15 protein-coding genes are annotated in these 14,189 nt (G+C 70.4%); 5 read left to right on the top strand and 10 right to left on the bottom strand.

Annotated elements, in window-relative coordinates:
• Window positions 1-3: 3 nt before the first annotated feature.
• The 4 genes from B4V06_RS02135 to B4V06_RS02120 all read right to left on the bottom strand — a co-directional run bounded on the left by B4V06_RS02135 (window position 4) and on the right by B4V06_RS02120 (window position 3,535).
• Window positions 4-750 carry an Sjogren's syndrome/scleroderma autoantigen 1 family protein gene (locus tag B4V06_RS02135; protein ID WP_123113139.1) on the bottom strand — a complete coding sequence of 249 codons (747 nt, stop codon included), beginning with the start codon at window positions 748-750 and terminating at the stop codon, window positions 4-6.
• Between the two features lie 105 nt (window positions 751-855).
• On the bottom strand, window positions 856-1,278 hold the full coding sequence (gene sufU / locus B4V06_RS02130) for a Fe-S cluster assembly sulfur transfer protein SufU (protein ID WP_123113140.1): 423 nt from the start codon (window positions 1,276-1,278) through the stop codon (window positions 856-858).
• A gap of 57 nt (window positions 1,279-1,335) precedes the next feature.
• Window positions 1,336-1,860, bottom strand: a complete 525-nt coding sequence (locus tag B4V06_RS02125) for a response regulator (protein WP_123113141.1) — start codon at window positions 1,858-1,860, stop codon at window positions 1,336-1,338.
• A 397-nt stretch (window positions 1,861-2,257) separates the two neighbouring features.
• Window positions 2,258-3,535 carry an aminotransferase class V-fold PLP-dependent enzyme gene (locus B4V06_RS02120; RefSeq protein ID WP_498167108.1) on the bottom strand — a complete coding sequence of 426 codons (1,278 nt, stop codon included), beginning with the start codon at window positions 3,533-3,535 and terminating at the stop codon, window positions 2,258-2,260.
• Window positions 3,536-4,110: 575 nt separating this feature from the next.
• On the opposite strand from B4V06_RS02120, the gene hemC reads away from it, so the two are divergent.
• The 4 genes from hemC (at window position 4,111) to B4V06_RS02100 (ending at window position 7,464) form a co-directional block, all read left to right on the top strand.
• Entirely contained in the window at window positions 4,111-5,331 is a 1,221-nt protein-coding gene (gene hemC, locus B4V06_RS02115; protein ID WP_498167106.1) for a hydroxymethylbilane synthase, read from the top strand.
• On the top strand, window positions 5,324-6,136 hold the full coding sequence (cobA, locus tag B4V06_RS02110; RefSeq protein ID WP_123113144.1) for a uroporphyrinogen-III C-methyltransferase: 813 nt from the start codon (window positions 5,324-5,326) through the stop codon (window positions 6,134-6,136). The genes hemC and cobA overlap by 8 nt, the downstream gene beginning before the upstream one ends.
• Window positions 6,133-6,900: a uroporphyrinogen-III synthase gene (locus B4V06_RS02105; protein ID WP_498167104.1), complete on the top strand. Its 768-nt coding sequence runs from the start codon at window positions 6,133-6,135 to the stop codon at window positions 6,898-6,900. Before cobA ends, B4V06_RS02105 begins: the two co-directional genes overlap by 4 nt.
• A 162-nt stretch (window positions 6,901-7,062) precedes the next feature.
• Complete coding sequence (locus B4V06_RS02100; RefSeq protein ID WP_123113146.1) at window positions 7,063-7,464, top strand: hypothetical protein; 402 nt, start codon at window positions 7,063-7,065, stop codon at window positions 7,462-7,464.
• A gap of 85 nt (window positions 7,465-7,549) precedes the next feature.
• Here B4V06_RS02100 and B4V06_RS02095 read toward each other — a convergent pair whose 3' ends face one another.
• The 3 genes from B4V06_RS02095 to B4V06_RS02085 form a co-directional block, all read right to left on the bottom strand.
• A complete protein-coding gene (locus tag B4V06_RS02095; protein ID WP_123113147.1) occupies window positions 7,550-8,647 on the bottom strand; it encodes a DUF4382 domain-containing protein in 1,098 nt (365 codons plus the stop codon).
• A gap of 99 nt (window positions 8,648-8,746) precedes the next feature.
• Window positions 8,747-10,105, bottom strand: a complete 1,359-nt coding sequence (locus tag B4V06_RS02090; RefSeq protein WP_498167101.1) for a 5'-deoxyadenosine deaminase — start codon at window positions 10,103-10,105, stop codon at window positions 8,747-8,749.
• A 125-nt stretch (window positions 10,106-10,230) separates the two neighbouring features.
• A complete protein-coding gene (locus B4V06_RS02085; RefSeq protein ID WP_498167099.1) occupies window positions 10,231-10,647 on the bottom strand; it encodes an SHOCT domain-containing protein in 417 nt (138 codons plus the stop codon).
• Between the two features lie 117 nt (window positions 10,648-10,764).
• Here B4V06_RS02085 and B4V06_RS02080 point away from each other — a divergent pair, with 117 nt between their 5' ends.
• Entirely contained in the window at window positions 10,765-11,418 is a 654-nt protein-coding gene (locus B4V06_RS02080) for a non-canonical purine NTP pyrophosphatase (protein WP_123113150.1), read from the top strand.
• Between the two features lie 9 nt (window positions 11,419-11,427).
• Here the strand turns inward: B4V06_RS02080 and B4V06_RS02075 are convergent, their stop codons facing one another.
• From B4V06_RS02075 to B4V06_RS02065, 3 genes are all read right to left on the bottom strand, one after another.
• On the bottom strand, window positions 11,428-12,768 hold the full coding sequence (locus tag B4V06_RS02075; protein WP_498167096.1) for an aminotransferase class III-fold pyridoxal phosphate-dependent enzyme: 1,341 nt from the start codon (window positions 12,766-12,768) through the stop codon (window positions 11,428-11,430).
• A gap of 285 nt (window positions 12,769-13,053) precedes the next feature.
• A complete protein-coding gene (locus B4V06_RS02070; protein WP_123113152.1) occupies window positions 13,054-13,329 on the bottom strand; it encodes a PadR family transcriptional regulator in 276 nt (91 codons plus the stop codon).
• Window positions 13,330-13,886: 557 nt separating this feature from the next.
• On the bottom strand, window positions 13,887-14,033 hold the full coding sequence (locus B4V06_RS02065; RefSeq protein WP_176329389.1) for a DUF8555 family protein: 147 nt from the start codon (window positions 14,031-14,033) through the stop codon (window positions 13,887-13,889).
• Between the last annotated feature and the right edge of the window lie 156 nt (window positions 14,034-14,189).

Raw genomic sequence — 14,189 nt, 5'->3', positions numbered from 1 at the left:
CCGCTATCGGTCGAGCGCCGCGAGGGCCTCGGCCGCCTCGCGGGCCGCCCGCAGGTGGTCGCGGGCCCGTCGGGGATCGTCCGTCTCCTCGGCCGCGGCGGAGAACCTGTTCAGCGTCCGCACGAGCGACGCCCGGGCGTCGGCGACGCTCTCGGGCCCGGCGCTCGTCGACGTCGCGGTGCCGTCCCCGGGCGCAGCCGCGCTCGGGGTCGGCCCGGTCGCCGGCGATCCGGACGCGCCGGGCGACGAGTCGGGCGCGTCGGCGGCCGACGGATCCGGCGTTTCGGCGACCGACTGATCGGGCGCTTCGGCGGCCGGCTCGGGACCGGTCCCCGCCGGCCCCCGGTCGGCCCGCCGCACTCCGGCTGCCCCGTTCTCGCCGGCCGCCGCGGACGACTTCCCGCCCGCTGCCGGGGGCGACTCCCCGCCGGCCGGCGGCGGCGCCGACTGCCCGGCGGTGGTCGAGTCGGCGTCCGCGGCGCCTGCGAGGTCCGCGGCGTCCGCAGCCTCCGCGGCGTCCGCAGTCTCCGCGGCGTCTGCGGCGTCCACCGTGTGGCAGGTCGGACAGAACTCCTGCCCGTCCTTCCGGAAGATGGGGTCGCCGCAGTCGTCGCAGTGGCGGTTCGTCATCGTCGCCCCCTGCAGGAGGAGCTCGGACATCCGCTGAGTGTGCTCGCGCTTCTCCTCGTCGTCCGCGAGCTTCTCGCGGAGCTTCTCCCGTTCGGCCTCCTTGTCGAACCCGTCGCTCATGGGCGGACGAACGTGGTTGAGGAGGAAAAGTCCGATGGGCTCGGGACGGCTGCGCACAGAGAAGCTATCGTCGCCGACGAGGAGCGAGCGCTCCCGTCGGGGCGTCTACTCCTCGGTGATCGTGCGGTCGTCCTCGTCGAGCTCGCCGCGGTGGATCTTCGAGCCGTCCTGCGCGACCTGGCGGCCGAGCACCGCGCACTTCACCCGCATCGGGGAGATGTCGACGCCGAGCATCTCCGTGACGTCGTCGGTGTCCATCTCGTGGAGCTCCTCGACCGCCATCCCGTGGAGCCGCTCCGAGAGCATGCTCGCGGAGGCCATCGAGATGGCGCAGCCGTCGCCGGTAAAGCGCACCGCCTCGATCGTCTCGCCCGCCTCGTCGAGGTCGACGTCCATCCGGATCGTGTCGCCGCAGGAGGGGTTCTCGCCGACGTGCGTGAAGTCCGGCTCCTCGAGTTCCCCGTAGTTGCGCGGGTTCTTGTAGTGGTCGAGGATCTGCTGCCGGTACATGTCCGAGCCCAGTCCCATATCGGTCTCAGATAGGCCGGTGCGGGTCAAAAGGGTTCCGTCGGGGCGGGCGAGCGGCTACTCCTCGGACGCGGACGACTCCGCCGCGCTCGGAGCGACCGTCGTCGCCGGGCGGACGTTCCCGGCGTCGTCGCCGACGAGTCCGCGGAGCCGCTCGAGGATGCGGTCGTACTGACCTCGTTCCGGGCGCTTGGAGAAGTAGGCGTCCGCGCCGGCGTCGAGCGCCCGCGATTCCGTCTCGCGCTCGCGGCAGGTGGTGTGGAACGCGACCGGCACGTCGCTGCCCCGCTCCCGGAGCCGCTCGACCAGCTCGACGCCGGAGCCGTCCGGGAGCCGCTGTTCGGTCACGACGCAGTCGACCGCGCCGACCGCGTCGAGCGCCGCTCCCATCCCGTCGACCGAGAGGACCGCGAACCCGTCGGCGAACCGCTCCGCGAAGGCCGCCAGCAGCTCCGCGGAGCGCGCGTCCGGCTCGACGTGAAGCAGGACGACGGACCCATCGTCTTCCGTCGGGTCGCCGCCGGCGGTGTGTGCGTCTGTCTGGGCATCGGAAGCGGTCGGAGATCGTGTGAAATCTGTCATAGGCTTGGATATTCCGACGCGACGTCGTCGGGCGTTGACGGCGGACGGATTCGGGTCACGCTCTCGCCGAGCGTCGCGAACGCCGGGCGCCGGAGGCCGTCGGCGGAGGCGTCCCGAGAGCGGTAGTCGGCGGGGGCGTCCCGAGAGCGGTCGCCGCAGGTCTCCCGCGATCAGTCCGTCGTAGTGACTCATCGGACGCGCTCCATACGGGTATAAAATGGAGATGCTCAGCCCGAATTTTCCCGGATTAAGCCCGTTTTAACGTCGAGTGTCGCCGTCAGTTATATGCTATCGACGACCGCGCCGACGATCGCGCCGCCGACGGTGTCGACCCGGCCGCGTCGGCGCTCGCCACCTCGGCGACGCGCTCCGCCCGCCGCGGCGCGCGCGGCGGGGGTCAGGCGAACAGGTCGCGCGCCTCGCCGACGGCCTCGACGAGGGCGTCGACCTCCTCGACGGTGTTGTAGAGGTAGAAGGAGGCGCGCGCGGTGGCGGCGACCCCCAGCTCGTCGTGGAGCGGCTGGGTGCAGTGGTCGCCGGCGCGGATCGCGATCCCGTAGTCGTTGAGGATGCTGGAGAGGTCGTGCGCGTGGACGCCCTCGACGTTGAACGCGACGAGCCCGCCGCGGTCGTCGCCGGGCGGCCCGTAGATCTCCACGCCGCCGAGCGCCTGCAGCTCGTCGTACGCGTACTCGGCGAGCAGGTCCTCGTGGGCCTCGACCCGGTCCATCCCGACCGCCTCTAAGTACTCGATCGCCGCCGCGAAGCCGATCCCCTGCGCGATCGAGGGCGTGCCGGCCTCGAACTTCCACGGTAGGTCCTCCCAGGTGGAGTCCTCGAAGGAGACGCGCCGGATCATGTCGCCGCCGTAGAGGTACGGCTGCATGGAGTCGAGGAGTTCCTCGCGACCGTACAGCGCGCCGATCCCGGTCGGCCCGCACATCTTGTGCGCGGAGAAGGCGAAGAAGTCGACGCCGAGCGCTTTCACGTCGACTGCGCGGTTCGGCACCGACTGCGCGCCGTCGGCGAAAATGAGCGCGTCGTGGTCGTGCGCGAGGTCCGCGAGGTCGGCTATCGGATTAATGGTGCCGAGCGTGTTCGAGACGTGGACCGCCGACACCATCTGCGTGTCGTCGTCGATCAGTTCGGCGGCGTCGTCCATGTCGAGCCGCCCCTCGTCGGTGACGTCGATGAAGCGCACGTCGGCGCCGGTCCGCTTGCCGATCTGCTGCCACGTGACGAGCGAGGCGTGGTGCTCCATCTCGGTGAGGACGACGTTGTCCCCGGGGCCGAGCTCTTCGAGGCCCCACGCGTAGGCGACGAGGTTCATCGCCTCGGTCGTGTTCTTGGTGAAGACGATCTCCTCGCGGCCCGCGGCGCCGACGAAGTCCGCGACCGTGTCGTGGGCCTCCTCGTAGGCGACGGAGGCCTCCTGGCTCAGCTGGTGGATGCCGCGGTGGACGTTGGCGTTGTAGCTCCGGTAGTAGTCGGCGATCGCGTCGACGACTTGGTCCGGCGTGTGCGAGGTCGCCGCGTTGTCGAGGTAGACGAGCGGGGTGTCGTCGCCCGGCCCCTCACCCGGCGACTCCGGATCCCCGCCGACCTTCCGGTCGAGGACGGGGAAATCGGCCCGGAGCGCCTCCACGTCGAACGAGTACTGCTCCTGAACTCCCATTACGCCGAGTTGGGCCCCGAGCACTAACACGTCTTCGGTTCGGCAGGTGTTGTGGATAGCTCGGATCGAAACTGGTGTATATAAATGGTCGCTGTCGTCAGCAGAGTGACCGCCTCCAAATCCCCAGCCGCTCGGCAATACGTCGTTGCTGTCGACGGTGCGACGAACACCGCCAAAGCTCCAGCCGCGACGGCTCGCGCACCTCGCCGCGGTCCTCAGTCGCTCGCGGTGTCGCCGGCGCTTCGCGCCGGCTGCTAGAGGGACCTCCGGTCCCTCTCCGCTCGCTCCCTGCGGTCCTTGCGTCGGTGTGCTTCGCCCTCGCGGCTGCCCCTTTGAGTCCCGCCCCGCACAGCAACCGCACCTCACGCCTCCCCAGCCTCGGCGGACGGCCCGGCGCGGGCAGGGCCGCGCCGAACCGCCGCCTCCCTCGCGCGGTCTGCTCGCGGCCTGACGGCCGCTCGCAGGCGCACGCCGGGGTTGTTTATAAATACTCACGTCGAGACGTTTCGTTCTCCGCGTTGCGGTGTGACGCCCGAACTAATGCCCTTTTGAACGCGGGGGACCTCCGGTCGGGTATGACCGATACGCTCAGGCTCGCCACGCGCGGGTCGGACCTGGCCCTCCGGCAGGCCGGGACCGTCCGCGACGCGCTGTCGAGCCGCCGACGCGACGTGGAGCTCCGCCGCGTCGAGACCCGCGGCGACCAGATCCCCGACGAGCTGATCCACCGGCTCGGGAAGACCGGCGCCTTCGTCCGCTCGCTCGACGAGGAGGTGCTCGCCGGCGACGCCGACCTCGCCGTCCACTCGCTGAAGGACGTGCCGACCGAGGGGATGGACGACATGGTCGTCGCCGGCGTCCCGGAGCGCGCGCCCTCCGGCGACGTGTTCGTCCACCCCGACGGGCTCGGGATCGAGGACCTCCCCGCGGGCTCCGTCGTGGGAACCGGCTCGCTCCGGCGGACCGCCCAGATCAAGGCCACGCGCCCGGACCTGGTCGTCGAGCCGTTACGGGGGAACGTCGACACTCGGATCGAGAAGCTGCTCGCGCCCGGCCTCCAAGCGGAACACGAGCGCCGGCTGATCGCCTCGGGCGAGGCGAGCGCGATGACCGCCGAGGAGGGCGGGGTGAGCGACGAGGGCGACGCCGAGAGCGGCGAGACCGACGCGGACGTCGAGAGCGGCAAGACCGACGCGGACGCCGAGAGCGACGAGCCCGAGGTCGACGAGGAGTTCGAGACCACCGTCGAGGAGTGGTTCGACTCCCTCTCCGACCTGGAGCGCTCGGCGATGGAGCGGAAGGTGGAGACGGAGTACGACGCCATCGTCCTCGCGGAGGCGGGGCTCCGGCGCTCCGACCTGTTCCACGACGTCCCGACGACCCGGCTCCCGCGCGAGGAGTTCGTCCCCGCGGCCGGCCAGGGCGCCATCGCGGTGACCGCGACTGACCCCGACGTGATCGAGGACGTGCGCTCCGCGGTCGACCACCCCCGGACCCGGGTGGCGGTCACCGTCGAGCGCACGATCCTCGGCGAGCTCAACGGCGGCTGCGTCGCGCCGATCGGCGTCTCGGCGCTCGTGCAGGGCGAGCACGTCCACACGCGCGTCCGGGTCCTCTCGACCGACGGCACCGAGGAGGTGGCCGACACCCGCGACCTCCCGATCCGGTCGCACGCGAAGGCCGCCGAGTCGTTCGCGGCGGACTTAGCGGACCGGGGCGCCGACGACCTGATCGCGGCCGCCCGCGAGGCGGCCGAGGTCGACGAGGGGACCCGACAGGAGGCGGCCGATGAGTGAGGGGGAGAGCGAGGGCGACGGCAGGGAATCGACCGAGCCCGGCACCGTCTACCTCGTCGGCTCCGGCCCGGGCGACCCGGACCTCATGACCGTGAAGGCCGCCCGGCTGATCGAGTCGGCCGACGTGGTCCTCCACGACAAGCTCCCGGGCCCGGAGATCCTCGGGGAGATCCCCGAAGCGAAGCGCGAGGACGTCGGCAAGCGCGCCGGCGGCGAGTGGACCCCGCAGGAGTACACGAACCGACGGCTGGTCGAACTGGCGCGCGAGGGGAAGTCGGTCGTCCGGCTCAAGGGCGGCGACCCGTTCGTGTTCGGCCGCGGCGGCGAGGAGGCCGAACACCTCGCTGAGGCCGGGATCCCCTTCGAGGTCGTCCCGGGCGTCACCTCCGCGATCGCGGGGCCCGCGGTCGCCGGGATCCCCGTGACGCACCGCGACCACGCCTCCTCCGTCTCCTTCGTCACGGGCCACGAGGACCCGACGAAAGAGGAGTCGGCGGTCGACTGGGACGCGCTCGCCGCGACCGGCGGGACGATCGTCGTGCTGATGGGCGTCGGCAAGCTGCCCGCGTACACCGCCGAGCTCCGCGACGCCGGGCTCGACGGCGACACCCCGGTCGCGCTGGTCGAGCGCGCGACGTGGCCGGAGATGCGCGTCGCGACCGGCACCCTCGATACCATCGTCGAGGTCCGCGACGAGGCCGAGATCGAGCCGCCCGCGATCACCGTCATCGGCGACGTGGCGGCGACTCGGGACCGCGTCGTCGAGTTCCTCCGGAACGACCGCGAGCGAGGTGAGGAGGCGTGAGCGACCCCGCTCCCCGCGTCGCCGTCTTCCGCCCGGCCGACGAGCGGATCGACGACGCCGCGGCGCTGCTGGAGTCGCTCGGCGCCGACCCGGTCGCGGACCCGATGCTCGCGGTCGAGCCGACGGGCGCGGTGCCGGCCGCGGCGCCGTACGTCGTCCTCACGAGCAAGACCGGCGTCGAGCTCGCGGCCAAGGCGGGCTGGGAGCCGGGCGACGCGACGCTCGCCGCCATCGGCCCCGCCACCGCCGACGCGGCCCGGGAGGCGGGTTGGACCGTCGACATCGTCCCCGACGAGTACACCTCGGCGGGGCTGGTCGAGGCGCTCTCGGGCCGCGTCGACGGCGAGCGCGTCGAGGTGGCGCGCTCGGACCACGGCAGCGACGTGCTCGTAGACGGGCTCCGCGAGGCCGGCGCGACGGTGAACGAGACGGTGCTCTACCGCCTGACGCGGCCGGAGGGCGCGGGCGAGTCCGCGGAGTTCGCCGCCGCGGGCGACCTCGACGCCGCCGCGTTCACCTCGTCGCTCACGGTGACCCACTTCCTCGACGCCGCCGAGGAGCGGGGACTCCGCGAGGCGGCGGTCGCGGGCCTGACCGACGCGGTCGTCGGCGCCATCGGTCCGCCGACCGCGGAGACGGCGATGGACCACGGGATCGACGTCGACGTCGTCCCGGAGGACGCCGACTTCGCGGCCCTCGCCGAATCGGTCGTCGAGGCGGTGGACGGCGGCGAGGCGGGCGACGACACCTCACCGAACCGTTAGTTTTCAACTGAGATATCTCGTTTTCGCCAAAACGGGGGGCGACCCTTAAGCACGGGTTTGGAGGATGCTTGGAACGTTTCGGCTCAGCCTCCCGATAGAATGGTTATCAACCTAGATAACTGGAGCCGTGTATTTATCAACCGACAGGTGTGGTGTACTGTTATGCAACCGAGCGAGCGCTGGACGCTGCGGACCGACGGCGAGGCGTTAGTCGTCGAGTTCCCGCACGGGACGGGGCTCAGCCCCGCCGACGGCGAGGCGCTGCTCGATCGGTGGCGGACCGTCACCGCCGACCGCGCGGTCGACGCCGTGGTGATCGTCGTGAAGACGAGCCGTCCCTGCTCCGACGCGGGACGGCGCGCGCTCCGCGAGTCCGCGCAGATCGCCGTCGCCCGGGGCGTGGACCGGTTCGCCGTCGTCGGCGAGCGCTCGAAGCGCCGCTACCTCAAGCGGACAATCGACGTCGACGGGATCGACACCGAGGCGTTCAACGACGACGACGCCGCGCTGCGGTGGGCGAAGTGCCCGTCGACGGCCGCGCCGTCCGTCGAGACCTCGTCGTAGGCGGGATCGCGGCGCGTTTGAAAAGTAGGCGCGAGTCGGTCGGCGAGTGGGGACGCGGGTCACCCTCTCGCGGTCGGTCGTCGCTTCAGGCGGCGGTCTCGTTCTCGGCGTCGTCGGTCTCGTTTCCGGTGGCTCCGTCGCCGTCGTCCTCCGAGTCCGCCGTTTCGTTCGCGTCTTCGTCGGAATCGTCCTCGTCACTCTCGTCCTCGTCACTCTCGTCGTCGCCGTCATCACCCTCGTCGTCCCCGTCCGCATCGTCGTCGATCTCGTTGACGTCGACGTCTCGGCCCGCGACCCCGCTGCCGGAGATCACCGGCTTGAGGATGTAGCCGTTGTTCTTGCCGCGCTTGACGACGTTGATGTCGAAGACGAAGCTGACGGGCTCGTCGGGCGTGACCTCGAACCCGTTCGTGATCTGGAGCTTCTCGCTCGGGAGCTTCACGTCGACCGCCTCGCCCTCGACGATCCCTTCGACCGCGGAGACCTCGAGCTCGACCTTCTCGTAGCTCCCCGCCGGGATCTCGTCGTCGAACACGGCCGTCGCGTCGTCTCCGATCACCTGCGTGAGGTCGACGGTCTCGCCGCCGAGGTCGACGACGGTGAAGCCGCGGTCGTCCTCGTCATCCGCGTCCTCGTCGTCCGCGTCCTCTTCGTTCTCCTCGTCCTCGTCGTCCGTCTCCTCGTCCTCCTCCGCGGTCCCGTTGGGGGAGTCGCTCTCCACCTCGGTCTCGTTGCCGGTCTGATCCGACCCGTCGTCGGTCTCCGCGTCGTCCGTTTCATCCGTCTCCGCGTCGTTCTCGTCGTCCGTCTCCGCGTCGTTCTCGTCGTCCGTCTCCGCGTCGTCCTCCTCGTCATCCTCTTCCTCGTCGTCCCGAGCCTCGAAGATCCGCGCCTCGTCGAGCGTGACGTTCAGCTCATCGAAGTCGGCGATGTCGGCCGGCGCGTCGCTGATGAGGAGCCGGAAGTTCCCGGTGAGCGTCTGGGAGCCGTCCGAGCCGTCCGAACCGTCCGAGCCGTCCGAACCGTCCGAGCCGTCGGACGCGAGTCCCCCGTCGCCGGCACAGCCCGCGAGCATCGTCGCGCCCACGCCCGCGCCGAGCGCCACGAACTCCCGTCGCCCGAAGCCGTCGGTGGGAGTGCCCTGAGATCGGTCGCCGCCTGTCGTCCGCGATGGGTCCGTCATGGTGAGTCACCGAAGGCGCCCCGCACGGGTATAAAAGGGAGATCCTCAGTCCGAGTTTGCGCGGATCAAGCCCGTTTTGCGGGCGCCAGCCGCGTTCGTTTATAAACGGTCGGCGGCGTCGCCCGCGAGGAGCGACGATTCGGCCGCGTCGATGCCGGCCGCCTCGACCACGCGCTTCGCCTCTCGGGTGGCGCGCTCGCGGACGGCGTCGGCGTCGATCCCGACGTGCTCGCCGTCGTCATACCGGACGTCGCCGTCGACCATGGTGAAGACCACGTCGTCGCCGTGGGCGGCGTACACGAGGTGGGAGCGCGGGTCGTGGACCGGCGTGGCGCGCGTGCGGTCGGCGGTGAGCCCGATCACGTCCGCGCGCTGGCCCTCGCGGAGGGTGCCGAGGCGGTCGAAGCCGGCGGCGCGCGCGCCGTTCGTGGTCGCCATCTCCAGCACGGTCGCGGCCGGGAGCCGGGTCGGGTCGCGAGCGTCAACCTTCCCGAGGAGGCTCGCCTGCCGCATCTCGGTGAAGGGGTCGAGCGTGTTGTTGCAGGGCGGCCCGTCGTTGCCGAGCGCGACCGCGATCCCCCGGTCGAGGTAGTCGTGGACCGGGGCGACCCCGGAGGCGAGTTTCATGTTCGAGGAGGGGCAGTGGGTGACGACCGTGTCCGTCTCGGCGAGCACCTCGCGCTCGCGCTCGTCCGTGTGCACGCAGTGCGCGAGGGTCACGTCCGGTCCGGTGAGCCCGACCTCGTCGAGCCACAGGACGTTCCGCATCCCCGTGTCGGCCTCCACCGCCCTGATTTCCTCTTCGTTCTCGCTGGCGTGAGTGTGGATCGTCACGCCCTCGTGGCGGTCGGCGAGCTCGCGGCAGCCCCGCAGACACGCCTCGCTGCAGGTGACGGCGAAGCGGGGCGTGACCGCGTAGCGCACCCGCCCGCCGGCGGCGCCGTGGTACTCCTCGATGAGGGCCTCGCTCTCGGTGAGCGCGGCGTCGGTGCCCTCCAGCAGGCCGTCCGGCGAGTCGCGGTCCATCAGCACCTTCCCGAGCCGCGCGCGGATCCCGGTCTCGATCGCGGCCTCGAACGCCTGCTCCGCGTGATTGACCGAGAGGTGGTCGACGACGGTCGTCGTCCCCGATTCGAGGCACTCCAGGTGGCCCAACTCGGCTGCGGCGCGGGTCGCCTCGGCGTCCATCGCGGCCTCCATCGGGAGCACGGCGTCGAACAGCCAGTCGAGGAGGGAGGCGTCGTCGGCGATCCCGCGTCCGAGCGACTGCACCGAGTGCACGTGGCCGCCGATCAGGCCGGGCGCGACGATGTCGACCTCGCGGCGCTCGTGGTCGGGATACTCCTCGCGGAGGGCGGCGGCGTCGCCGACCGCGGCGATCGTCGCGCCCTCGACGACGACCGCGCCGTCGGGGACGACGGTCGCGGGGTCGGCGATGACGGTTCCGGCGATCAGCATGTCCGTCCGTTCCTAACGGTCGCCTCTTAAGAGGGTGTCCCTCGCGAGGCGGCGGCGGGCGGGCGGGTCGGCTGCCCGCGACGCGGACGCCGCGCTCCGTCACCGACCCCGCGCTCTCCCGTCCGCTACTCCAGTTCCGTCTCGCGCTCGCGGCGGTCGCGGGACTCGCGTCGGTCCGCGGCGGTGGCGTCGATTCGCCCCTCCAACTCCTCGGTCTCCAGCAGTCGGTCGAGTCGGCGCTCGAACTCCTCCTCGCCGATCTCGCCGGTCGCGTACCGCTCACGGAGCGTCTCCAGGGGATCCCCGGTCGTCGCGGGCGCCGAGACCGACTCACCGGCCGCTTCCCCGGACTCGACGAGCGGGAAGTCCTCGTCGAGCAGCGCCACCAGCGGGATGATCACGAAGAAGCCGAGGATGAACGTGGCGGGGATCAGCGGCCCCAGCGCCCCCGGGAGGAGGACGGCGAACAACGAGGTGAGCCCGAACGAGAGGACCGCAACGAGCCCTATCAGCCGATTTTTCTCGAACGTCGGGAGGGACATACGCGGGGGATTTCGACGAATCACCAAAAACGTACTGCCGGCGGTCCGTCGATCGGGTCGACCGCGGCGGCGACCGCGACCGACGGCTATTCGTTCCGGCCGCTCCCACGCGGATCCGTGCTCAGATACGTGACGACGAATCCGGGGAAGGTGCGCGAGGCGGAGCGCTACCTCCCGGACGGCTCGGTGGAGCGGCTCGACTTCGACTACCCGGAGATACAGGCCGCGGAGCTCGGACCGATAGCCGCCCGCGGCGCTCGGGAGGCGTACCGCCACGCGGGCGGGGCGGTGCTCGTCGACGACGCGGGGCTGTTCGTCGAGGGGCTCGACGGCTTCCCCGGCCCGTACTCCTCGTACGTCGAGGAGACGCTCGGGATCGAGCGGGTCCACGAGATCGCGGCCGACCTCGACGACCGCCGGGCCGCGTTCCGCTGCGTGCTCGGCTACTGCGACGGCGACGAGTTCGCCGCGAGCCCGGATCCGGTCGACCGCGGGGACCGGAACGCGGCCGCCGCGGCGGGTCCGGACGCGGACGGCGACGCGGACGCGGCCGGCGAGCGCGACGACGCCGAGCCTCTCCCCGTCAAGCTGTTCGAAGGGTACGTCCCCGGCCGGATCGTCGCGCCGCGCGGCGGGGGCGGCTTCGGCTACGACCCGATCTTCGAGCACGACGGCGAGACGTTCGCCGAGATGGACACCGACCGGAAGAACGCGGTGTCGCACCGCGGCCGCGCCTTGGAGAAGTTCGCGGAGTGGTACGCGGAGCGGTGAGTCGGCGTCTCAGGCGGCGTCGGTGACCGCGGCGGTCAACAGGTCGCAGCCGAGTTCGATCTCGCGTTCGGTGACGTCGAGGGGCGGGAGGACCCGGAGCACGTCGTGACCGGCCGCCAGCGTGAGCAGCCCGCGGGAGAACGCCCCCGTCAGGACCGCGTCGCGGCGCTCCGTCGAGTCGAACTGGACCGCGAGCATCAGTCCCTTCCCGCGGACGTCGGTCACGCCCGGGAGGTCGGCGTCGCGCATCGTCTCTTTGAACTGTCGACCCCGGACGGTGGCGTTGTCCATGAGGTCGTGCTCGCGGATGGCGTCGAGCGTGAGCGCGCCCTGCGCCGAGGCGATCACGTCGCCGGCGCCCCACGTCGACGAGAGCCGGCTCGTCTCCTCGGGGAACACGTCCGAGCGGGAGATCGTCGCGCCGACGCGGAGCCCCTTCGCGCTGGAGATCACGTCCGGTTCGAGCGCGTAGTGGTCGGCGCCCCACAGCTCCCCGGTGCGGCCGACCCCGGACTGGATCTCGTCGGCGATCAGCGTGATGTCGTGCTCGTCGACCAAGGCCGCGATCTCGTCGGTGAACGCGTCGGAGGGGAACCGGTAGCCGCCCTCGCCCTGGATCGGTTCGAGGATGAGGTACGCCACGTCGTCGGGGTCGACGTGACCGCGTTCGGGGTCGAGCTTCTCGCGGAGCCGGGAGACGCCGCCCGCGAAGAAGCCGCACGAGCAGGTCTCGGGGGTGCAGGACCGGTCCTCGCAGAACGGGGCGTCGTGGACGCCGCTGATCTCCGGGAACTCCCGGCGGTAGACGGACTTGGAGCGGTTGAGCGAGAGCGCTCCGAGCGTCCGCCCGTGGAACGCGCCGTCGAACGTGATCGCGTGCTTGGCGCCGCCGGAGTCGTCGTACGCGATCTTGATCGCGTTCTCGACCGCCTCCGCCCCGGAGTTCGAGAGGAAGACCGTGTCCATGTCGTAGTGGGCGGTGACCTCGGTGAGCCGCTCCATCAGCCCGGACGATCCCGGGAGCCCGTCGCCGGGCGACTCGCCGCCGGCGACGTAGAAGTCCTGGCCCGCGATCTTCAGCGGGTCGACGAGGTCGAACTCGGAGAGCGGCTCCATAATCAACGGGTTGTTGTAGCCGAGCGGCGCGGCGGCGACGTGGCTGGTGAAGTCCATGAGGACGTTGCCGTCGACGTCGGTGCAGAACGGGCCCTCCGCGGGCGCGGTGCGGTCCCAGACGAACTCGTAGACGTACGTGCTCGGCGCGGCCGACTCGTGGTGGTAGTCGACCCACTCTCGCGCGCGATCGCCCGGGAGGTCCGTGACGTCGGGCGTGGCCGTGTGGCGATCCATGGTGACGCGTCGCACGCCCGCGGAATAAAGCCGAGGCGATCGCTCGGTCGTTGGAGAAACCTCCAACTGCAGTTCGCGAGACGCGACGGGAGGCTGAGAAGAGGGCGAGAGGCTGAGAAGAGGGCGAGAGGCTGAGAAGAGGGCGAGAGGCTGAGAAGAGGGCGAGAGGCTGAGAAGAGGGCGAGAGGCTGAGAAGAGGGCGAGAGGCAGTGAGGGGCAGGGGAGAACGAAGAGAGCGGGCGGTGGAGAGGAGCGAGAACCGAGACCGACGACGCTACCGACCGGTCAGTGGTCGACGTACTGCGTCTCCCACTCGGTGCGGGCCTCGATCTCGCGTCGGCCGCGGCGGGTGAGCGTGTAGTAGTTCGTGCGGCGGTCGCGCTGGCCCTTCTCCACGAGTCCCTTCTCCACGAGCGTGTCGAGGTTGGGGTAAAGCCGGCCGTGGTGGATCTCCTTTTCGTAGTAGTCCTCCAGCTCCTCTTTGATCGCGAGCCCGTGCGGCTCGTCCAGACCGGCGATCACGTAGAGCAGGTCACGCTGAAAACCCGTGAGGTCGTACATGCAACTGCTCGTACATTCCTGTTCTAAATAAATAAATATACCGTTACAAACGGCCTCGATCCGCGCTCCAACCCGTGTAATCAGCCGATTTCTTCGGTTCAGTTCTGTCAGTAGATCAACTATGGCGACGCAATTCGGGCCGAATCGCGTCCCTGACCGAACGTCCGGAAACTGATAGGTCGACACGGAGACCCGTCTCCCGGGTCGGTCAGATCGGTCGAGTCAATCGCGTCAGTCGGATCGGTCGAGTCAATCGCGTCAGTCGGATCGGTCGCGTCGCTCGCGACGTGCGGGCGTGTCGGAAGCAGAAAGCCGGCGCGCCCGACGCGGAAAAAAGCCGCGTCGGGCGGCCGATTGGTCCCCGCTGACGCTTCGGCCCTCCAGACGAAGCGTCACCTGACAGTACAGGGTTCGGATTGATAAAGCTAACGAGGGACCGCCACAGGTGTTCTATCGACAACATGTTACGGGGGTCGAAACGGTGTGGCGGGGCTGTCACAGAGGAACAAAGAGGAAGCCCACGGCTTCAGTCGTAGGTTACTGACAGGCGGTCCGACTCACATGTGCTCCTCCTCTAGCACCCAGCCGAGCGCGCGCTTGTAGTGAGTGAACAGCTCTTCGACGCCGCGGTGAGACATCTCCTCGTCGTCGAGCTGTTCGCGGAGAAACTCGTACTGCTCGCGGATCTCGTCTTCGGAGCGCATGGACGCGGGTACGGTGCGTGCCCGGATAGGGTTGTGGCCGAGGACGACGTGCACGAGGCGTGATGCGGATCGGCGGGGGATACGTCCAAAGCCCCAGCTCCTCGTTTATAAATAGCTGACTGCGGATCGACTGTGAAGACCTCCAAAGCCCCAGCC

Source organism: Halorubrum sp. B53, from assembly GCF_059752395.1.
This window is presented reverse-complemented; position numbering and strand designations above follow the sequence as displayed.